This window comes from Geodermatophilus sp. DSM 44513 (assembly GCF_032460525.1).
In the GTDB taxonomy this organism is placed as follows: domain Bacteria; phylum Actinomycetota; class Actinomycetes; order Mycobacteriales; family Geodermatophilaceae; genus Geodermatophilus.
This window is the reverse complement of the sequence record NZ_CP135963.1, coordinates 2,087,347-2,106,795: the sequence shown is the minus strand read 5'-3', so window position 1 is coordinate 2,106,795 and position 19,449 is coordinate 2,087,347. Positions and strand designations below refer to the sequence as shown.

Below are 19,449 nucleotides of genomic sequence, written 5' to 3'. Positions count from 1 at the left end.
GGGGAGTAGCGCTCGGGGGCAACACCGGCTTGCGTCAGCGTCGGCGCCAGTCCCGGGCAGGTGTGGTGGGCGACCCGAGGGGAGCCGCCTCAGTGCGGTCGCCGTGCAGCTATCACCGCGCTGCGGCCGTCACGCCAGATCGCCTCGACCTCGACGAACCTGGCTGCGGTCAGCGCCTCAGCGTGGTCCTGCACCGTCAGCCGGTTGTCGCCGTTGACGGCGGGCGCCGACCTACGGAGAGTGAAGGCCTCGGCCAGCTCTGGCGCGTCGGCTGCCGACCGCCACCACGAGTGCCACGGCTCCAGGTGGGCGGGATCGTGCGGCGTGCGGTCGGGCGGGCCGAAGTGGTCCGCGTTCGCCATCAGCCCGCCGGGGCGGAGCAGGCGGTGGACGTCGGCGTAGATGCTGCGCAGTTGCTGGAGCGAGGGGTAGTGCAGGGCCGTGGAGGAGACGGCGGCGGCGACGCCGGCCGGTATGGTCGAGGACCATCCGGGTGCGCCGACGACCTCTTCGACGAACTCCACGCGGTCCCCGCACCAGGAACGCCCGATCGCGACCAGCACCGGATCGCACTCGAAGGCCAGCACCCGCGAGCCGGGGACTCCGTCGGCCACCCGTGCTGCCAGGGAGCCGGGGCCGGCGCCCAGATCGAGCACGACGGGGGCGCGGTCCCCCGCCGTCGCACGACGGACAAGGTCCACGATGACAGCGAAGCGCTCCTCCCTGCGGTGGGCGTAGCGCTCCTGCTGCGCGTCCCAGCGCTCGACCCAGCCCGCGGCGAGTTCCTGCTCCATCAGGCCACCACCTCGGGCACCGGGGCGGTGGCCGGCCGACGCACGCGCAAGCCTGGGGCCAGCAGCAGCGCGAGTCCGGTCGAGACGGCCGCGAGCAGGAATCCGCCCTCGGCGCCGAGCCGGCCGTCGACGACCACGCCGGCGACCGCGGATCCGAGCGCCGCGATGCCCATCGAGGTCGTCGTGAGCCACGTGTACGCCTCGGTGCGCATCGACTCATCGGTCAGCTCCGCCACGAGGCCGGCCATCACCGCCAGCGCTGGGGCGATCACCCCGCCGGTCACGAACAGCGCGGCGCCGAGCGCCCCTGTGCCCGGCGCCAACACCCAGACCAGGTATCCGCCGGTGAGTCCGGCCAGGAGGACGATGTACTGCCGCACCAGCCCGGCCCGCAGACGGAGAGCCCCGAAGACGATACCGGCGACGGCGCTGCCCAGGCTCCACACGGCGATGAGCACGCCTGTCGCCGTGCTCCCAGCGTGGCCGTGGGCCTGTTCGGCGTAGGCTGCGATTGCCACCGGGGCGACTCCGAATGCGAACATGACGCCTGCGGCGGTGCCGAGGAGCAGCCCGAAACGCTCCGCCCGCAACGGACCGAGACCGCGGGTCGGTGGCCGGCCGGCGACCGGACGTACCGAGCGCATGCCCCTACCCCACGCCACCCACAGCGTGCCCACCAGCGTGCAGGCAGTGGCGACGAGCAGGGCTGCCGTCGGGCCGGCGGTTCGACTCTCGGGCACGATCACGCCGGTGGTGAGCGCGGCGATGCTGAGCAGCAGCGGCCCGACCACGAAGGCCAGCTCGAACAGCGCCGATTCGGCGGCCATGGCGGTGCGCTGCAGGTCGGCGCGGCCGCTGTCCGGTGAGGTCAGCACCGACCAGGTGGCGCGCAGCGCGGCTGACATCGGTGGGAAGGACGCGCCGCTGGCAGCACCGAGGACCAGCAACCAGCCCAGGCCGACGTCGGCTCGCACCGTCAGCAGCAGGGCGAGCTGGGTGGTGACGTAACCCGCCGCACACCACGGGAGCACCCGGCTGACCGCGAACCGGTCAGCGAGACGGCCCACGATGGGGGCCGCGACCGCAGTCAAGAGGGCGATCGCGGCAGTGACCGCCGCCGCGTCGGCGTAGTTGCCGCGGACGTGCCGGATGAGCAGCAGCCAGGCGATCACCGTGACGCCCTGACCCACGCGGGCCACGACGCCGCCGACCAGCAGCGTCGGTGCGCCCGGCACCCGCCAGAGCCGGGAGTAGTGCCTCATCGGGTGTCCGCCAGCTCGTAGAAGCCGCACCCGTCGAGGTGGTGCACGGTCAGCAGGTCCCGTTCGAGCACCGACTCGATGGGGTGAGCCAGGCCGATCATCAGCGGTTCGGTCGTGTCGTCGACGGTGACCTGTAGACGTCCGCCGGGGCCGACGATGGTCACCACGTTGTGGTGGCTGTCCAGTGCCTGCACCTCCGCCAGACGGGGGTAGGAGCGGAGTGTTCCGGCCACCGGAGAGGTGAGGAAGCACATGGCGACGTGCCGCTGCGGTCGCAGCGGCTCGTCGTGGCGGTCGAGGAAGGTGTCGGGGTCGATGGCGGCGAGCACGGCCCAGTCGATCTGCGAGGAGCCGTTGGCCAGCGCCGCGTAGTAGGCGGTGTCGGCGCCGGAGAGCCGTGCGCCGAGCTCGACGAGGCACGGCCCGTCCGGGGTCAGCATGATCTCCAGGTGCACTGGCCCGTACCTGATCTCCATCGCGTCGAGGATGCCGGCGGCGTAGGAGGTCAGCGCCGACCAGGCCGGGGCGCTGGGCGGGACGGACACCGCCGCGCTCACCCGGTCGCTGACGCCGTTGGCCGACAGCTTCGTGTAGCGCCACACGTCGGTCACCCGGTGGCGGCCCCGGTAGCTGACGGTGTTGACGACGTACTCGGTGCCGTGGAGGAACTCCTGGGCGACCACGCCCTCGTTGCGGACGGAGAAGATGTTCACCGCGTCGCGGATTGCGCGGTAGGCGCGCACGGAGTCCTCCGGGCGGTCGCAGAAGTGCACGCCGTCGTTGCCGGCGCTCCGGACCGGCTTGACGACCGCGCGACCGCCGATCTCGGCGTGCCATGCCCGCAGCTTCTCCTCGTCGTCGACGAGGATCTGGCGCGCCGCGCGCAGCCCCGCCCGTCGGGCCGCCTCCACCTGGGCGAACTTGTTGCGCCGCGCGGCGCTGGTACGGGTGCCGTTGCCGGGGAGGCCGAGCTGTTCGGCCAAGCGGTCGGCCAGCTCGACGCCGCACTCGCCCCCGGCGAGCACCGCGATCGGCGCGTAGGGGGCGAGTTCCCTCGCCGGGTCCTCGCAGCTGAGATCAGCGAGGAACACCTCGGCGACCACCGCCGGGGCGAGCCCGGGACGGTAGACGCGGGGCACCTCGGGGGTGCTCTGGACGCGCACGACGTCGTGGCCGGCCTCCCGGAAGGCTCGCGCGTACCGCAGGGTGGGTCCGTACACGTCGGTGATGGCGACTACTGCCACGGGCGCTTCTCCTCCAAGACCCTGAGTTGGTCGAGGAGACCGGAGATCTCCTCGGGCGAGGTGTAGGCGTGAGTGCTGACCCGCACCGACGGCAGGCGGTCCCTACCGGCCTGGCAGTGGTGGTCCGCGCGCACCAGGTGGCCCTGGGACTCGAGGTAGAAACCGAGATCGCCGGCGGGCAGGTGACGGTGCCGGAACGTCACGATGCCCTGGCGGCGCTGAACGTCGGAGTCCCTGCGAAGGCTGGCTTGACAGCCCAGCACGTCGATCGACGGCAGGTCGGCGAGCCCATCGGTGAGCACCGCCCCGAGTCCGGTGGTCCACCGGTCAATCCGCGCGGGGTCGGCCTCGGCGAGCCAGGTCAGGGCGGCGCCCAGGCTGACGATGCCCGCGGTGTTCGCGCTGCCGGCCCAGCCGGCCAGCTCGAAGCGGGGCGTCCGACGGTTGCCCGCCCACAGGACGCCGACGCCGGGCAGCGCCATCGCCTTGTGCCCTGAGAAGGCCAGGAAGTCGACGTCGAGCGCCGCCAGGTCCACGGGGAGGTGGCCGACGCTCTGGGCCGCGTCCAGGCAGATGACGACGTCCTCGCCCGCGACGCGGCGGACCCGGTGGACGTTCATGTTCACCCCGTACACGTGGTGGACGTGGGTGACCGCGACGAACCGCAGGCGCGGACCGATCAGGGCGGCCAGGGCGGCGGTGTCGTAGTCGCCGGAGGTCTCGTACGGCATCGCGTGCGCTATCACGCTGATCCCGCGCCGCGCCAGGTCGCGGACGACGTCGTGCCACGGGACCGCGTTCGCCGAGTGGTCGCCGCCCGGAACGACGATCTCGTCACCGGTCCGGAGGGCGCTGGCGAGCCAGTCGGTCGCCACCCGGCGCAGCGCTTCGGTCGCGCCACCGACGAAGTGCACCGAGGACTCCTGCGGGCCAGGGTCGCCGAGGAAGTGCTTGACCTGCTCGCGGACCTGCTCGATCAGTCGCGTCGTCCGGTTGGCCCAGGGATAGGAGCCGCGTCCGGCGTTGGCATTCGTCGTGGTCAGGTAGTCGATGACGGCATCGAGGACCGCCCGCGGTTTCTGGCTGGTCGCCGAGGAGTCCAGGTAGGCCGCCGGGGAGTTGACGATCTGCGGAAACTGCGCCCGCACCCGGTGATGCCACGCCAGCAGCTCGGGCGCGGCGCCAGAAAGACTCGACGGTCGGGCGGTGTCGGTGGCGGCCATCAGTTCCGCTCCAGCGCCTGACCCGCGTCCCGCCACGCAACGATGCCCCCGTCGAGGCTGCGCGCGTCGGGGTGGCCGAGACCGGTCAGGACCGCGGCCCATCGTCGGGACTGCTCACCGACCGGGCAGGCCAGGAGCACCGGTCGGGTCCGAGGAAAGGGCAGACCGCCACGGACCAGGTCGGCGAACAGCTCGTCGGGGACGTTGACCGCGCCCGCGATGTGGCTGGTGGAGTACGCGAAGCCTCCTCGCAGGTCGACGACCAACGGGCCGGCGTCGGCGATCCACGCGGCCGCCTGCGCCGGGTCGAGGGTTCGCGCGGCCGCGACCTGCTCAGCCGTGGCGGTCACCCGTGGGCCGCTCCGGTCGCCGAGGAGTTCGGGTCGCCGTGCCCGGAAGTAGCTCATGTAGCTCTCCACCCGGTCGCAGACCACGAAGACGGCGGTGCGGCGCTCGCCGGCGCCGTCGGCCTCCAGCTGGTCGTCGACCTTGCGGAGGTGCCGGGTGGCGCCGTGGTAGGCGGCTCCCCCGGTGGGCCCGGCGAGCAGGCCGCACCGGCGCACGAGCTCGAGGGTGCCGTCGATCGCCTCGTCCGCGCTGACCGCCTCGATCTCGTCGTAGATCTCCGGGTCGAAGAGTCCGACCTCGTGCACCTCGTCGATGTTGCGGATGCCCGGCACGAAGTCCGACTTCTGCGCGACCAGCCCGATGACGCGGATGTCGGGGCGCGCGGCCCTCAGGACCTGGGCGATCCCGGTCGAGGAGCCAGCGGTGCCGACGCAGGCGATGAAGTAGTCCGGCGCGTTCCCGTCCAGGTCGCGCAGGATCTCCGGGCCGGTCGTCTCGACGTGGGCCTGGGTGTTGCGCGGGTTGTAGTACTGGTCGGTGTGCAGGTATGACGGGTCGCTGCCCACCTGCTGGTGGATCATGGTCAGCGGGTCGTCGACGTTGGTGGGATCCAGACACTCGGCCTGGCCAGGAAGCTCCTCGATCTCGGCTCCGATGAGGTGCAGCAGGTCCTTGACCTCGGGCACCTTCATGCGGTTGGTGACCGAGCGGAAACGGACCCCGTGCATGCCGGCGATGACCGCGAGCGCTTTCGCCGTGTTGCCGCTGGACAGCTCGATCACCGTGCGGCCCTCGCGCCCGGCGTCCTCGATCGTGGCGCGGACCATCGACCAGGCGGCGCGGTCTTTGACCGACCCGAACGGGTTGAGCATCTCCAGCTTGGCGTAGAGGTCGACATGCCGCAGCCGGTGGACCGACGGGTCGATGCGGAGCAGCGGGGTGTTGCCGATCGCGTCGGTGATGCTGTCGTACCTCACCGGTCCTCCTCTCGAATGGACGTACCGGCCGCTCCCGGGGGCGCCGACCGGTCGAGGGGCCAGTACTCCTCGTCGAGCGCCCACCGCGAGGCGTCCGCAGAGGCCGCCACCTTCCGGGCGATCGGCTGGGACAGAGCGTGGTCGGCGGAGAAGTCCATGAAGTAGCCCGCCGTGTTGACGAACGCGAGCACATCGCCGGCACGGGGCATCGACCGGAAGTGGATCTCCCGCCGGGAGACGAAGTCGGCCTCCAGGCACAAGTTCCCGATGACGAACCCGCGGCCGGGCTCCCGTGGGCCGCCGTGACCGGGCAGCACGACCGGGTCCATCAGGACGCCGTGCTCCTCGAGGCTGACGTCGGAGTGGTTCAGGTCAACGCGGACGAAGACCCGCCCCTCCCCTGTCGGTCGGGTCTCCAGTACCCGGCACAGCACCAGTCCGCTCTGGTCGACCAGCGCGCGACCGGGCTCGAGGAAGAGCCGGGTCATCGTCTCGCTGAGCAGGTCGGCGAACCGCTGCCGGAAGGCTGGCGAGCGCTGGTCGAGCAGGTCGGCGACGTAGGCCGGGCCAGCCGAGGGCCGGTGCGCCGGATACAGACCCAGTGATCCCTTGAGCCGCCCGTTCTCCGCGCGCAGGCCGTAGCCGTGTCCCCGCCAGGTCACTGGTGACCGGTGGCCGAGCACCGCGCGGGTCAGCCCCGAGGTGTAGTCCTCCCACTGCCGCGCGTCGCGCAGGTAGTTGACCCCGAACCCGCCGCCGATGTCGATGACGTCGGCCGGATGGCCTGCCATCTGGAAGCGCCGCAGCAGCCGGAACGACCCGTCCAGCGCGGCGACCTTCTCCGCCATGCCCACGGTGTCGAGGTGGTAGGCAACGCCGCGGAGCTCGAGTCTGTCGCGGCACCGGTCGAGCACTCCGTGGCAGGCGTCCGCCTGGTCCTCCCGCATCCCGAATCGCGAGACCCGTGAACGCACCGACCCCCCGGAGTCGAAGGCCGAGAACCGCAGCAGCACCGGGAGCTTGCCCCGGCCGATGTCGGCGCTGGCCAGCGCCGCAAGCTCCGCCAGCGAGTCGACGTTGACCAGCACGCCCAGCTGCGCGCAGAGCCACAGCAGCTCCGGTGTCTTGGGGCCGGTGACCATGATCCGCTCCGGCGCGAAGCCGCATCCGAGCGCGTGCTCGAGCTCGCCGACCGAGGCGACGTCGATGCGCGCCGTGCTGTCTGCGAGTCGTCGCACGAAGGCGGTCGACCGGTTGGCCTTGTGCGCGTAGTACACCTCGGCATCGATCCGGCGCTCGGCGGCGACGGTCTGGAAGGCGGCGAGGTTGTCGGCGACCTGGTCGGGCAGCACGACGGCCAGCGGGCTGCCGAAACTCCTCAGCCAGCCGCTCAACGTGGCTCGCTCCCGCAGGATCCGCGAGAGCGCTGCACCGATGACGGGGTCCAGGTAGAGCGGCTGGTCCGCGCTGACCGGCCGGTCGTCGGCCGGCGGAGGCTCCGGGCGCGACGGGTCAGCGAGAGACCGCGGCGGGACTTCGGCGGCGGTGGTGGTCATGAGCGTTCCCCCATGCCTTGTGTTGAGAATGATTTTCGTTAACATCCGACACCACGCACGGTCCGGTGGTCAACCGCCCACCCGTAATCGCTGCGACCGCGTCGTCCGGTGTCCCCTGCCGGCGGCGCCGCACCGCCCCGTCCCACTCGAGAAAGAGCTGTCATGCCTCCGCTCCGCCCAACGGCGCCGATCGCCGTGCTCGGCGCCGTCGTCCTCTCCGCCTGCGGCACGCCGTCGGTCCCGACGTCAGCGGCCGAGGAAGCGCCCGCGACCGTCCAGATCACCGACGACTTCGACCGGGTCGTGGAGGTGCCCACCGGTCCCGACCGAGTCGCCGTCATGGAGTGGGAGGGCCTGGTCAGCAAGACGCTGGCGATCCTGGGCGAGGACAACACGATCGTGGCCGTCGACCCGGCGACCAAGGACGACCCCACCCGCCAGGTCATGGTCGACGGCATCGCCGACGCCGTCGAGGTGGGCTCAGCCTGGAGCGGCATCAACTACGAGGAGCTCGCCTCCCTCGACACCGACGTGGTGTTCCTGGAGGCATGGGTGGCCAGCGACGAGGATCGGACCCTGCACGAGGAGGCCGTGCAGACCATCGAGGACCTCGGCATCCCCGTGGTCGTCTTCCTCTCCCCCTCGAACTTCGACGAGCCGAGCATGGACACGGCGTACTCGATCGTCGACACCGTGGGCACCGTGTACGAGCGCAGCTCCGACACCGATCGCATCGTCGAGAACCTGCGCAGTGGGATCGACGAGGTACTCACCAGGATCCCGGACGACGCCCCGGCACCCAGCGTGGCCCTCTTCGCCACCACCGCCTACCTGATGGGCGAGAAGAGCCTGCAGTCCCACCTGTTCTCGACACTGCTGGGCGCTCGCAACGTGGCCGGGCCAGGCACCTTCGTGCCGATCTCCGAGGAGCAACTCCTCGCCCACGACCCCGACGTGCTCGTCGTCATCGGCCACGAGGGCTACCTGAGCACGCAGGAGGTCTACGCCGGCGCAAACATAGGGCTGGACTGGAACAAGCTGCGTGACCTTCGGGCGATCCGGGACCAGAGGGTGACCGCGCTGGGCTACGACGAGTGGCGGGCGACCCTGGAGACGCCGGTGGCCCTGATGAAGGTGGGTGCCGCCCTCTACCCCGACGCCTTCGCCGACGTCGACCTGGCCGCCTGGGAGCAGGAGTTCTACCAGGGCGCCTTCGGCCTCGATGCCGACGCGGCCGCCGAGGCCATCGAAGGCCAGCGGTACCGCGCCGACCTGGGGTCCTGATGCAGGGAGCGTCGGTCGCGCCGGCGCGAGACGACGTGGCCGCGCCGCCCGGGGACGCTCTCCGGGCGGCGCTGGCCGCCACGTGGCGACGGCGACTGGCCATCGTTCTCTCCGCCGCCGCCGCGGCCGTGACCCTGATCGTGTCGGTGTGCGTCGGCGCCTACTGGATCCCGCTGGCCGACGTCGCCACCGTGCTCGGCGCAGGCCTCGGGTTGCCCCTGCAGGTCGTCTCGACCCAGACGACGGTCATCTGGGACATCCGGCTGCCGCGCACGCTCCTCGCTGCCGCCGTCGGTGCTGCCCTCGCGGTGAGCGGCGGGGTGTTCCAGAGCACCTTCCGCAACCCGCTGGTCGAGCCCTACATCCTCGGCGTCTCGGCGGGCGCGGCCTGCGGCGCAGGCCTCGCGGTCCTCTTCCCGGTCCCCTTCTCCGTCCAGCTGTCGGCGTTCGTCTTCGGCGCGATCGCCGTCAGCGCCACGACGCTCCTGGCCCGCAACCGAGGCTCGACAATCGCCCTGGTCCTGTCGGGGGTGATCGTGGGCGCCTTCTTCATGTCGGTCTTTGCGATGTTCCAGTACCTGGGCACCGACGCCCAGCTGCGCCGGTTGGTGTTCTGGGTGCTGGGCGGCTTCTACACCTCCCGGTGGGAAGACGTCGTCCTGGTCACCCCACTGGTCGCGGTCGGCGTACTGCTGACCTGGGCCTACTCGTGGCGGCTCAACCTGCTGACCCTCGGCGACCAGGAGTGCCGGTCGCTCGGCGTGGACCCGGCGGTGACGAGACGAGTGTTGATCGTGGTGGCGACGGCCCTGACCGCGCTGGCCGTCTCGGTGGCTGGCATCGTGGCCTGGATCGGGCTGCTCATCCCGCACGCCGCCCGGATGATCGCCGGCGCCGACAACCGGGCCGTCATTCCCGTGTCGGCATTCCTCGGCGCGACCTTCCTCATGATCTGCGACGACCTCGCCCGCACCCTGCACTCCGGCGAACTGCCGATCGGCGTGGTCACCGCCGCCCTCGGCACGCCGTTTCTCGTGGCCCTGCTGCGCCGCCGCGGCACCGGCTGGGGGATCTGATCGTGCTCGAGATCAAGGACCTGTCCACCCGACTCGGCGGCGTCACCGTCCTCGACGGCGTCAGCCTCGAGGTGGCCCAGGGCCGCCTCGCCGTTCTGTTCGGCCCCAACGGTGCAGGCAAGTCGACACTGTTTCGCTGCATCGTCGGGGTCCAGCGACACCGCGGCCTGGTCACCGTGGACGGGGAGTCACTGGCCCGGTGGGACGCCCGGCGGCTCGCCCGGACCATCGCCTACGTCCCCCAAGAGCACGCACCGTCCTTCTCCTTCCTCGTCCGGGACGTCGTGCTCATGGGTCGCAACCCGCAGCGCGGCGGCGTGTTCGGCCCGACCCCGGCGGACGTCGCAGCCTCCCTCGACGCACTCGACCGGCTCGGCCTCACCCACCTGGCCGCCCGCTCCTACCTCACTCTCAGCGGCGGGCAGCGACAGCTGGTGCTCATCGCCCGGGCACTGGCTCAGGGTGCTCGCTTCCTCCTGCTGGACGAGCCCACCGCCAGCCTGGACTTTGGCAACCAGTTGCTGGTGTGGTCCACCATTCGGCGCCTGGTCGACGAGGGCTGCGGAGCCCTGGTCTGCACCCACGACCCGAACCACGCCCTGTGGTTCGCCGACGATGCGGCCGCACTCGGCCGGGACGGCCGCATGCTCGACAGCGGACTGGTGGGGGACGTCATCGACGCGCGCCGGGTGCAGCAGCTCTATGCCTGCGACGCCGTGCTGGGCATGGTCGACGGCCGCCCCGTCGTCGTGCCCGGGGCCGGGGCCGGGGCCGATGGTCCACACCACGACACCGGACCGTCGACGCAGCCTGTGTCTGATCCGCCGCTGAATGCCGTCCCGACGATGGACCGGACCTGAGAGAAGCCGAAGCGCAAGCAGCGATCCCGTCGTCAGCGCGCGGTCGGAACCCGCCAGCCGCGAGGTCGGGTCTGCTCTGTCCACATGGCCGCGTAGCGGCCTCGTGGTGACGGCTAACAGGAGGATCGCCAGCCGAATGGTGACATGGGAACCAGCGGCATCCTGAGTACCGGGCCCGACGGCGAACGCGCGAACAGCAACGCCGCAAGCGCCAGCAGCGATCGCCGGAGGAAGGACCCCGTCCGGGCCAGCCCAGTCCTGCGGCGGACGGGCCCGAACGACGCACCCCGCGACGACTACGTGCGGATGGTGCAGCGGACCGATCACCCCGCGCAGCCGCGGTCCGATCCCGAAGTGGTGTTCGGCCACCTGCCGGCACCGGGCCTGGGAGCAGAGCCGCGCGGCGACCTCCGACCGGACGGCAGTGCCGGTGCTGAAGCGGCAGGTTGAGATCCGTGTACCCCCTCGAGCCAAACCGTCGGGACTGGCCAAGGTTGCTCGGCGAGCTCGCCGGTCAACTGGAGGACGGCCGCGTCTACGACCGGGACCGTCCCGCCCTCGGCCGGGCACCGGACTCGGTGCCGCGGTCCTACCGGCGGCGGGCCCGCTGGAGCGGCGCGCCCGACCTGCCCTGAGTGCCCTGAGACGGACCGGCGGCTCTGCTCCAGTAGGGCACCGGCGTCGACGGTAGACAGCACCGGAGACTCCAAGATCACCAGGCATCACACCTCATGCACCGTGGGCTCAAAGGCCGCATATCGACGGAAAGTTGACACTTCGGGCGTCAGCTGGGCGCCTTCTCGTCAGGTGGTCACCCTCCGGTGCGTCGCTGACCTGAGGTGGGACCGGTCGCCGCTACGTTGATGCGACATTGTCGCGTTTCCGTTGACAGCTGGGGGCTCCGGGTTGGCGAAGGTCCCTGGCTCGGCCGGGCTGGTGCTGGTCGACGGAGTCGTCCATCTGGACGAGGCGGCCGCCGTGTTCGAGGCGATGCTCACCGGCTGGGCCAGACAGCAGAAGTCACGGATGCTGGCCGATGCGACGGTGGAGCCGCGGCTATCGCTGCTGCGCCGGTTCACCGAGTTCACCGAGGGCTACCCGTGGGCGTGGACGGCGGCGGACGTGGAGGACTTCACCGCCTCGCTCACCTCCGGTGAACAGCGGCTGGCGCCGGCCACGATCCGCGGTTACCACCTGACGCTGCGGATGTTCTGCGACTACCTGACCGACGCCCGCTACGAGTGGCCGCGCCAGTGCCGCGACCGGTTCGGTCAGGTGCCCACCCAGGTGTGTCACGAGTGGAACACCGTTGCGCACCTGACGGACTACGAGGGCCGGCCGGGCCGGCGCCCGCTGGCCTATGACGAGCTGCAGCAGCTGTTCGACCACCTCGACTCCCGGGTCGAGGCGATCGCCGGCTCCGGTCGCAAGGGCGCGCTGGCCGCGCTGCGCGACGCGCAGATGATCAAGACTTGCTACGCGTTCGGGTTGCGCCGCAACGAGCTGTGCCGCCTCGACGTGGCCGACCTGCGGCCGAACCCGCACGTGCCCGACTGGGGTAGCTACGGGTCGGTGCATGTGCGCTACGGCAAGGCGATCCGTGGCGGCGTCCCGCGCCGGCGCACCGTGCTGGCGGTGCCGGAGTTCGACTGGGCGATCGCCGGGCTGCGGCAGTGGACCGAGCAGGCCCGCCCGATCCTGCGGCCGGCCGATCATCCGGCGCTGTGGGTCACCGAGCGGCTGACCCGGGTCTCGACCAAGCACCTGGACAAGCGGTTCGCGGCGCTGCGCGCCGAGGCCGGGCTGCCGGCGGAGCTGACCCTGCACTGCCTGCGCCACTCCTACGTCACGCACCTGATCGAGTTCGGCTACCCGGAGCGGTTCGTCCAAGAGCAGGTCGGACACGCCTACGCCTCGACCACGGCGATCTACACCTCGGTCAGCAACGACTTCAAGAACCAGACGCTGCGCGCGGCGCTGGCCCGGGTCTACACGCCACCACCGGCGGCCACCGAGACGACCACGACGACGAAGACGGCGACGCCGATGAGGACGACGACCGGGACGGAGGCAGCCCGATGACCCGCCGAGTGGAAATGCGCTGGCACCTGCGGCAGGTGATGGCCGGCCGCGGCATCTTCCAGACCAGCGAGCTGGTGCCGCTGCTGGCCGACCGCGGAGTGCACCTGACCCGGCAGTACGTGCACAAGCTGGTCACCACCCCGCCGCAGCGGGTCAACGTCGACCTGCTCGCCGCGCTCTGCGACATCCTCGACTGCCAGCCCAGCGACCTGCTCGAGCCCGTCGTCAAGCAAGCCGAGCGGACCAAGACCGGCACCGACACAGCGAAGGAGGGGCTGGGCATCGGAGAACTGCGCCCGATCCGGGCCACCGTCCGCCGTCCCCGCGAGGACCGGTGACCCGCGGCTGGTCGACGACGACCTGCGGGCAGTGCGGCCAGCTACGCCCCTGTCACCGCAAGATCCTCGAGCAGTGGATCTGCCAGACCTGCGTGCTGCGCTTCCGCCGCGCCCCGGCGTCCTGCCCGGGCTGCGGTGGGCTGAAGGTGTTGGCCTTCTATGACGCCGGCCGCCGCCCGGCCTGCGCCGACTGCACCGGCCACGACCCGGTCTACGCCTGCCCGGCCTGCGGCCGCGAGGACAGCCCGTTCGGCCGGCACTGCGGGCCCTGCACGCTGCGCCAGCAGCTGACCGAGCTGCTCACCGACCCCAGCGGAGGGATCCACCCGCAGCTGCAACCGGTCTTCGACGCGCTGATGGCCGCGCCACGGCCGCAGACCACGCTCTACTGGCTGACCCGCGCCTCCAGCCGCCCGGACATCCTGCGCGACATGGCCCGCGGCGAGCTGGAGATCTCCCACGCCGCCTTCGAGACGCTGCCCTCCAGCCGCGCAGTCGACTACGTGCGCGACCTGCTCGCCGCCCTCGGCGTCATCCCGCCCTACCAGCTCGCCGTCGAACGCATCGTCCCGTGGCTGCGCGAGCTCCTCGCCGACCAGCCCAAAGCCAACGCCGACCTGATCGACCGATTCGCCCGCTGGCAGCTGCTGCGCCGGCTACGGCTACTCGCCGAGCGCGACCGGGTCACCCGCGGCGGAGTACAGCACGCCCGCGAAGCCGTCCTCGGCGCCACCCGGTTCCTGCACTGGCTCGACGAACACGACACCACCCTCGCCACCGCCACCCAGGCCCAGCTCGATGACTACCTGGTCCGTCACCCCGGCCGCGGCCAAAGCCTCAAGACGTTCCTGGACTGGACCCAGCGCAGCGGGCTGAGCCCCCAGCGGGCCATCCCCATGCCGGAACGGGCGCTGCCGCAGGTCACCCTCTCCGACCAGCACCGCTGGCAGCAGGTCGAGCGACTGCTGCACGACGACGACATCCGCCTCTACGTGCGCATCGGCGGCCTGTTCCTGCTGCTGTTCGCCCAGCCGCTCTCCCGGATCTGCCGCATGCGGCCCGAACAGATCACCACCGAGCCCGGCGGAGCCGTGAGCGTCACCTTCGACGAAGTCCCCATCCAGCTGCCAGACCCGCTCGACCGGCTCGTGCTCGACCAGCTGGCCCGCCGCGGCCAGGCCTCCTACGCCAGCCGCCCCGACCGCTGGCTGTTCCCCGGCGGCCTGCCCGGCAAGCACCTGGTCACCGAGAACATCCGCTCCCAACTCGTCGCGCTCGGCATCCAACCCTCCGCCGCCCGCAAGGCGGCGATGCTCGACCTCGCCGCCCGGATGCCGGTGCCGATCCTCGCCGAGCTGCTCGGTCTCTCCCCCAACACCGCCACCCGCTGGGCCACCCTCGCCGCCCGCGACTGGAGCCAGTACGCCGCCATGCGGCGGGCCTGACACCCCGATCTCGGAGAGCAATAGGGGGCGGTTCCAATATGCGCCTCCACCGATAACGAATGCGTGGTGACGGGTTACCGGAGGACCGCCTGCAGACTCAGGACATGGGAACCAGCGGCACCCCCGAGTACCGGGCCCGACGGCGGGCGCGGGAGCAACGACACCGCCAGCAACGCCAGCACGCCCCGGTGGAACGCCCCGTCCGGACCGGGCCGACCTGGCGGCGGGCGGGCCGGAACGACGCGCCGCCGCGACGACCTGCGGATGGTGCGGCGGACCGATCACGCCGCGCAGCCGGGGCCCGATCCCCAAGTGGTGCTCGGCCACCTGCCGGCACAGAGCCTGGGAACAGAGCCGTGCAACGACTTCCGGCCGTACGGCAGTGCAGGTGGTCGAGCGGCGGGTCGAGTCCGCGTCCGCCTCGAGCCGACCCGCCGGGATTGGCCGAGGTTGCTCCGTGACCTCGCCGATCAACTCGATGACGGCCGCGTCTACGACCGCGACCTGCCCGCCCTCGCCCGGGCACTGGACCCGGTCCTGCGGTCCTACCGGCGGCGGGCCCGTTGGGGCGGCGCACCCGACCTCCCCTGAGCGCGCGGAGGCGGAGCTCCCCCATTGCTCCTGTGGGGCACTGGCGTCGACGGTGGCTCCGGCACAGTTGTCGGGGGGGGGGGCGGGAAACGAACAGGGGTGACGTAGCTGACCGGGGAGGTGACGACCCGAGCGGCCGACGTCACCCCGACCGGCGCGCCACTGTCCCTCGTTGGCCATGTGACTCCCCGGCCCTGCTGGACGGCGGGGCCCGTCTGGCCGAGCAGCGCCCCCCAACCAGCCGGCGCCCCCGATCCGGCGCGAGGGGTAGCGCGCCTAGCTGATGCCCGCGCGGCATGACGTCCGGCAGCTGGCCGCACCTGTGTCACCCCGTCGCCGGTTACTCGTTGCAACGGATTGCGCAGTCCTGGATGCACCAGGTGTGTCGGTTCGTGATCTTGGACGATTGGGTTAGCGGAACCGCGGCCGAAGGCGGGGATCGAGTACGCAGCCAAGGGTTGACGGTGCGGCGCTGCGGAGGGCCAGTGGCGGGTCCTCGGATTGCGCAGCCGTGGAGGCGGCTTGCCGAGGAGTGTCATGACTCCCTGAACGCGGACGAGTTCGAGATCCCCGACCCGTCGATGCCACCACGGGCTCGTGGATGCCGGACACCGTCTGCCCGATCCCAGAACGAGCCCCGGTCTGCCGCTATGGGAGATGGCGGATACGCAGCAGGCCGGGCTGCGCGACGGTGACCGTGCCGGTTAGCGTGGTCAGGTTGTGACCGGCAACCACCTCCGAGGGCGCAGCGGCCACGGTCGGTGGCGACTGATCGGATGCCCGCAGTACGAGGATTCCGGCGTGGCTACCCGGCGGGTAGGCGCGGATGTCGCCCAGTCCCCGATCCAACGTGATCAACAGTCGTCCGGTGGCGGCCGCAGCGGCCACGACCTGCGGATCAGTGCACCTGCGAGGTCGTCGTCGACGACGATGTCGACCTCGTGTCCGGCGGCGGTGAGAACTGGGCGGGCTGAACGAAGGATGTTTTCGTCGAGTTCGACCCTCACTCGGGGCCCGGCGGGACCAGTTCCTCACGGATCAGCAGCCCCCCGTACGCGGCAGCGGCCTGCACTGCTTCGGAGGTCAGGGTCGGGTACTCCTCGACGATCTGTGCGGGACCCATCCCGGCGGCGAGGCAGTCGAGCACCACGCTGACCGGCACTCGGGTGCCGGCGATCACCGCCTGGCCGCTCAGCACGGCCGGATCGGTGGTGATCAACCTCAACCGGTCGGAATTCATGCGCCCGGTGTGCCCGGGCCGCCAACCCCAGCCCAGCACGCCGAACCCTCGACCGTGCGGACCTCGTCGAGCCGGACCCTCCATGCCTGCGCTGCGACCGGTGACCGCCCGATCACCTGCGCTCGCATGACACCGCCCGATCCCCTCGACGTACCGGAGGAAGACCGGAGACACACCAGAGCCCGCCGGGAGGACGAGGGACTCGAAGGACGCCGCCCCTCGGTGATCGAGGCCCTGGACTGCAGGAGAACCGGAGAAGAACAGGAACTTCGCCGTGCAGTGTCACCAATCGGCCGGAAATGGCGCCTTCTCCAGATGAGCTGACGCGCCGAACGCCGGCGCACGAGGCCGGACCGACGAGGAGGGCGACACATGGGCGACGCGCAGGGACCTCGGGAGCCGGTGTCCAGCGACCCGCTGCTGCTCACACCCGAGGAGGCCGCCGAGGTTCTCCGCGTCGGCCGCACCACGATCTACGCCCTCATGAAGGCAGGCGGCCTGCGCTCGGTGCACATCGGCCGCAGCTGCCGGATTCCCCGCGCCGAGCTTGAGCGCTACGTGCAGCACCTGCAGGCTCCCCCACCGCCTCAGCCGGCCCGGACGCACTCTCGACGCAGGAGGACGGGCCCGGATCAGGACAGGCTCTTCGACGTTGTCCACAGTCGGCGGCCGGAACGGCCCTGAGCTGTGGATCCGCGACGGCCCACGTCGGCCCGACCGCAGACACTCGTCGCCTGGTGACGGCGAGAGGGGGCGGTGGTGAGTCCACGGACGCCGCGGAGCGGGTCCTCGGCGAAGCGTCGCGGCAACAGGGAGGGCTCCACGCCGCGACGCCGTCCGGACGGGCGCTGGCAGATCAACCTCCGGGTGACCGACGACCTCGGAGTAGCCACCCGTCACACCGTCTACGGCGACACCCCCCAAGAGGCGCGTGACAAGGCGGCCGCGATCCGACGGAGGGTGGCGGACGGGCAGCCCGCCCGAGACCGCAGACAGACGGTCGCGGCCTTTGCTCAGCACTGGATCGACACCACGCTGCAGGCCTCCGAGCGCAAGCAGACGACCAAGGTCATGTACGCCGGCGTCGCCCGGACGCACATCCTCCCCAGCCCGATCGGGCGCCTGACCCTGGACAGGGTCCGGCCGTCCCACGTCGAGGGCTGGGTGGTGGAGCTCCGCGGCAAGGGCCTGGCCGAGTCGACCGTCCGCTCGGCGTACACGATCCTCCGCGCCGTGCTGGACACCGCCGTCCGCGACGGTGCGCTGGCGTCCAATCCGGCGGCGGTCATCCGGCGGCCGAAGGTGACCAGCAGGGAGGCCGCCCACCTGACCACTGCCCAGGTCGCCGACCTCCTGCGTGCGGCTGAGGACACCCGCTACGCGCCGCTCTTCGCGTTGCTCGTGCACACCGGCCTGCGCCGCGGTGAGGCGCTGGCGCTCAGGTGGGCGGACGTCGACCTGGAGAAGGGCCTCCTACGCGTGCGCGGCACGCTGGCGCGCGTCCAGGGACGCCTGGTGGTCACCGAGCCGAAGACGGCGAGGTCCAAGCGCTCCGTCCCGCTCTCCGCACCGGCCGAGCGACTGCTCCGCGACGTGCGTGCCACCCAGGACAGCGAGCGGCACCGCGCCGGCTCGGTCTGGCAGCAGACCGGGTTCGTGTTCACCACTGTGACCGGCGAGCCCTGCGACCCACGCAACGCCCTGCGAGCACTCAAGGTCGCCGCCGAGAAGGCCCAGCTCCCGCACGTCGGGCTGCACACCCTCCGGCACTCGGCGGCCAGCGTGATGCTCATCTCCGGCGTCCCGCTCAAGGTGGTGTCCGAGATCCTCGGCCACTCGTCGATCGCCATCACCGGCGACGTCTACGGGCACGTCGCGCCCGACGTCTCGCGCGGCGCGATGGACGTCCTCGGCGCGGCTTTCGCTGGCGAGTGAGGGTGGCCTAACGGTGGTCACAATGGTGGTCAAACCCCTCAGCAACGAGTCAGGGGCCGGTCCGGATCTCTCCGGACACGGCCCCTGAGCTGCGTTTTCCGCTGTCGGGCTGACAGGATTTGAACCTGCGACCCCTTGACCCCCAGTCAAGTGCGCTACCAAGCTGCGCTACAGCCCGAGCGCCGGGCGGCGTGCACCGCCCGATCGCTGCAGGCGCCAGGCTACCGCACCCCCCGGCCGGCCCCGGCCGGTGGTCAGCCGCCCGCCACGGCCGGGGTCCGGTCGGCGGCCAGCACCTCCCGCAGCCGCGCGGCGAAGGCCTCCGGCTCCCCGGTCATCCCGTACTCCCCGCCGAGGAAGCCGCCGTGGTCGCCGGGGAACACCGCCGGGGCGCTGCCCAGCCGCTCGGCCAGCGCCAGCCCGCAGCGGTGCGCCAACTCCCCGGCCGACCCGGCACCGACCGCGACGACCACCCGCGTGGACGCCGCCCGCAGCGCGTCGAGGTCGTGCTCGTGGTGCGTGCAGGTGAGCAGGTTGTGCCCGAGCAGGGCGTCGTCCCGGGAGCCGTCGTCCCCGGCCGGCAGCCCGAACGCGGCCGGGTCGGGCGCGGGCCCCAGGTCGGCGGGCACCGGCCCGCGGTGCCCGACCAGCCGGATGAAGCCCGCCATGCCGGCACCGAAGCCGCGGTCGACGTAGGCCGCGTGCACCGCCCGGGTGGCGGCCAGCGCCGCCTCCCGGTCGGGCAGCAGCTGCAGCGCCGGCGGCTCGTGCGCCACCAGGGTGCGCACCTGGTCGGGACGGCGGGCGACGAGCACGAGGGCGTTCACCGCTCCCCCGCTGCTGCCGAACACGTCGACCGGGCCGGCGTCCAGGCTGGCGATCAGCCGGGACAGGTCGTCCGCGTGCTCCTCCGGCGTCGTCTCGGTGGCGCCGTCGGTGCGCCGGCTGCGCTCCACGCCGCGCGGGTCGACGGTGACCACGGTGCGGTCGGGGACGTGGCCGGCCAGCGTGCCGAAGCCGGCCGCGCCCATCGGGGAGCCGACGAGCAGCAGCGGCGGCTCCGTGGCCGAGGTGCCGGGACGGACGTCGTAGGTGAGGACGGCGCCGGGGGTCTGCAGGGTGTGCGTCATGCGGGGTGGACCGCCGCCGGCCGCCGGACTCATCGGTGGGCGGACCGGCGCGTCACCCGCCCGT

General features: G+C 71.9%; 18 protein-coding genes and 1 tRNA gene. 9 read left to right on the top strand and 10 right to left on the bottom strand.

Features of this window, described 5'->3' with window-relative positions; all coding sequences use genetic code 11:
* Nucleotides 1-89: 89 nt before the first annotated feature.
* The 6 genes from RTG05_RS10220 to RTG05_RS10195 are packed head-to-tail and all read right to left on the bottom strand — an operon-like array spanning nucleotide 90 to nucleotide 7,242.
* Nucleotides 90-794: a class I SAM-dependent methyltransferase gene (locus RTG05_RS10220; protein WP_166528535.1), complete on the bottom strand. Its 705-nt coding sequence runs from the start codon at nucleotides 792-794 to the stop codon at nucleotides 90-92.
* Nucleotides 794-2,056, bottom strand: a complete 1,263-nt coding sequence (locus RTG05_RS10215) for an MFS transporter (RefSeq protein ID WP_166528534.1) — start codon at nucleotides 2,054-2,056, stop codon at nucleotides 794-796. The genes RTG05_RS10220 and RTG05_RS10215 overlap by 1 nt, the downstream gene beginning before the upstream one ends.
* Nucleotides 2,053-3,300, bottom strand: coding sequence for an ATP-grasp domain-containing protein (locus RTG05_RS10210; protein WP_208104893.1), 1,248 nt, complete (start codon nucleotides 3,298-3,300; stop codon nucleotides 2,053-2,055). Before RTG05_RS10210 ends, RTG05_RS10215 begins: the two co-directional genes overlap by 4 nt.
* Complete coding sequence (locus RTG05_RS10205) at nucleotides 3,291-4,523, bottom strand: aminotransferase class V-fold PLP-dependent enzyme (protein WP_166528533.1); 1,233 nt, start codon at nucleotides 4,521-4,523, stop codon at nucleotides 3,291-3,293. Before RTG05_RS10205 ends, RTG05_RS10210 begins: the two co-directional genes overlap by 10 nt.
* A complete protein-coding gene (locus RTG05_RS10200) occupies nucleotides 4,523-5,848 on the bottom strand; it encodes a pyridoxal-phosphate dependent enzyme (RefSeq protein WP_166528532.1) in 1,326 nt (441 codons plus the stop codon). Before RTG05_RS10200 ends, RTG05_RS10205 begins: the two co-directional genes overlap by 1 nt.
* Nucleotides 5,845-7,242 (bottom strand): alanine racemase, encoded by a 1,398-nt coding sequence (locus RTG05_RS10195; RefSeq protein WP_208104892.1) that lies wholly within the window; start codon nucleotides 7,240-7,242, stop codon nucleotides 5,845-5,847. Before RTG05_RS10195 ends, RTG05_RS10200 begins: the two co-directional genes overlap by 4 nt.
* A 324-nt stretch (nucleotides 7,243-7,566) precedes the next feature.
* On the opposite strand from RTG05_RS10195, the gene RTG05_RS10190 reads away from it, so the two are divergent.
* From RTG05_RS10190 to RTG05_RS10160, 7 genes are all read left to right on the top strand, one after another.
* The gene (locus RTG05_RS10190; RefSeq protein WP_166528530.1) at nucleotides 7,567-8,688 is read left to right on the top strand and encodes an ABC transporter substrate-binding protein; all 1,122 of its coding nucleotides are present in this window, start codon (nucleotides 7,567-7,569) and stop codon (nucleotides 8,686-8,688) included.
* 35 nt (nucleotides 8,689-8,723) lie between these two features.
* The gene (locus RTG05_RS10185) at nucleotides 8,724-9,764 is read left to right on the top strand and encodes a FecCD family ABC transporter permease (protein ID WP_208104891.1); all 1,041 of its coding nucleotides are present in this window, start codon (nucleotides 8,724-8,726) and stop codon (nucleotides 9,762-9,764) included.
* Nucleotides 9,765-9,766: 2 nt separating this feature from the next.
* A complete protein-coding gene (locus RTG05_RS10180; protein ID WP_166528528.1) occupies nucleotides 9,767-10,624 on the top strand; it encodes an ABC transporter ATP-binding protein in 858 nt (285 codons plus the stop codon).
* A 494-nt stretch (nucleotides 10,625-11,118) separates the two neighbouring features.
* Nucleotides 11,119-11,259 carry a hypothetical protein gene (locus RTG05_RS10175; protein ID WP_315912518.1) on the top strand — a complete coding sequence of 47 codons (141 nt, stop codon included), beginning with the start codon at nucleotides 11,119-11,121 and terminating at the stop codon, nucleotides 11,257-11,259.
* A 271-nt stretch (nucleotides 11,260-11,530) separates the two neighbouring features.
* Nucleotides 11,531-12,706: a tyrosine-type recombinase/integrase gene (locus tag RTG05_RS10170; RefSeq protein ID WP_166526591.1), complete on the top strand. Its 1,176-nt coding sequence runs from the start codon at nucleotides 11,531-11,533 to the stop codon at nucleotides 12,704-12,706.
* A complete protein-coding gene (locus RTG05_RS10165; RefSeq protein ID WP_166526592.1) occupies nucleotides 12,703-13,044 on the top strand; it encodes a helix-turn-helix domain-containing protein in 342 nt (113 codons plus the stop codon). Before RTG05_RS10170 ends, RTG05_RS10165 begins: the two co-directional genes overlap by 4 nt.
* Nucleotides 13,041-14,489 (top strand): hypothetical protein, encoded by a 1,449-nt coding sequence (locus RTG05_RS10160; RefSeq protein ID WP_166526593.1) that lies wholly within the window; start codon nucleotides 13,041-13,043, stop codon nucleotides 14,487-14,489. Before RTG05_RS10165 ends, RTG05_RS10160 begins: the two co-directional genes overlap by 4 nt.
* Before the next feature lie 1,239 nt (nucleotides 14,490-15,728).
* Here RTG05_RS10160 and RTG05_RS22360 read toward each other — a convergent pair.
* A complete protein-coding gene (locus RTG05_RS22360) occupies nucleotides 15,729-16,115 on the bottom strand; it encodes a DUF5615 family PIN-like protein (protein WP_396349630.1) in 387 nt (128 codons plus the stop codon).
* A complete protein-coding gene (locus RTG05_RS10155; RefSeq protein WP_166528525.1) occupies nucleotides 16,084-16,320 on the bottom strand; it encodes a DUF433 domain-containing protein in 237 nt (78 codons plus the stop codon). Before RTG05_RS10155 ends, RTG05_RS22360 begins: the two co-directional genes overlap by 32 nt.
* Nucleotides 16,321-16,692: 372 nt before the next feature.
* Here RTG05_RS10155 and RTG05_RS10150 point away from each other — a divergent pair, with 372 nt between their 5' ends.
* Together RTG05_RS10150 and RTG05_RS10145 are read left to right on the top strand one after the other, a co-directional pair.
* Nucleotides 16,693-17,004, top strand: a complete 312-nt coding sequence (locus tag RTG05_RS10150; RefSeq protein ID WP_166528524.1) for a helix-turn-helix domain-containing protein — start codon at nucleotides 16,693-16,695, stop codon at nucleotides 17,002-17,004.
* Between the two features lie 183 nt (nucleotides 17,005-17,187).
* A complete protein-coding gene (locus tag RTG05_RS10145; RefSeq protein WP_208104890.1) occupies nucleotides 17,188-18,255 on the top strand; it encodes a tyrosine-type recombinase/integrase in 1,068 nt (355 codons plus the stop codon).
* Between the two features lie 104 nt (nucleotides 18,256-18,359).
* On the opposite strand, the gene RTG05_RS10140 is transcribed toward RTG05_RS10145, so the two are convergent.
* Nucleotides 18,360-18,433, bottom strand: a tRNA-Pro gene (locus RTG05_RS10140).
* 76 nt (nucleotides 18,434-18,509) lie between these two features.
* Nucleotides 18,510-19,385, bottom strand: coding sequence for an alpha/beta fold hydrolase (locus RTG05_RS10135; RefSeq protein ID WP_166528522.1), 876 nt, complete (start codon nucleotides 19,383-19,385; stop codon nucleotides 18,510-18,512).
* Between the last annotated feature and the right edge of the window lie 64 nt (nucleotides 19,386-19,449).

Coding starts and splice junctions, on each gene's coding strand:
- RTG05_RS10220 (WP_166528535.1), bottom strand. CDS start 794: ATGGAGCAGGAACTCGCCGCGGGCTGGGTCGAGCGCTGGGACGCGCAG.
- RTG05_RS10190 (WP_166528530.1), top strand. CDS start 7,567: ATGCCTCCGCTCCGCCCAACGGCGCCGATCGCCGTGCTCGGCGCCGTC.
- RTG05_RS10215 (WP_166528534.1), bottom strand. CDS start 2,056: ATGAGGCACTACTCCCGGCTCTGGCGGGTGCCGGGCGCACCGACGCTG.
- RTG05_RS10135 (WP_166528522.1), bottom strand. CDS start 19,385: ATGACGCACACCCTGCAGACCCCCGGCGCCGTCCTCACCTACGACGTC.
- RTG05_RS10150 (WP_166528524.1), top strand. CDS start 16,693: ATGGGCGACGCGCAGGGACCTCGGGAGCCGGTGTCCAGCGACCCGCTG.
- RTG05_RS10155 (WP_166528525.1), bottom strand. CDS start 16,320: ATGAATTCCGACCGGTTGAGGTTGATCACCACCGATCCGGCCGTGCTG.
- RTG05_RS10165 (WP_166526592.1), top strand. CDS start 12,703: ATGACCCGCCGAGTGGAAATGCGCTGGCACCTGCGGCAGGTGATGGCC.
- RTG05_RS10205 (WP_166528533.1), bottom strand. CDS start 4,523: ATGGCCGCCACCGACACCGCCCGACCGTCGAGTCTTTCTGGCGCCGCG.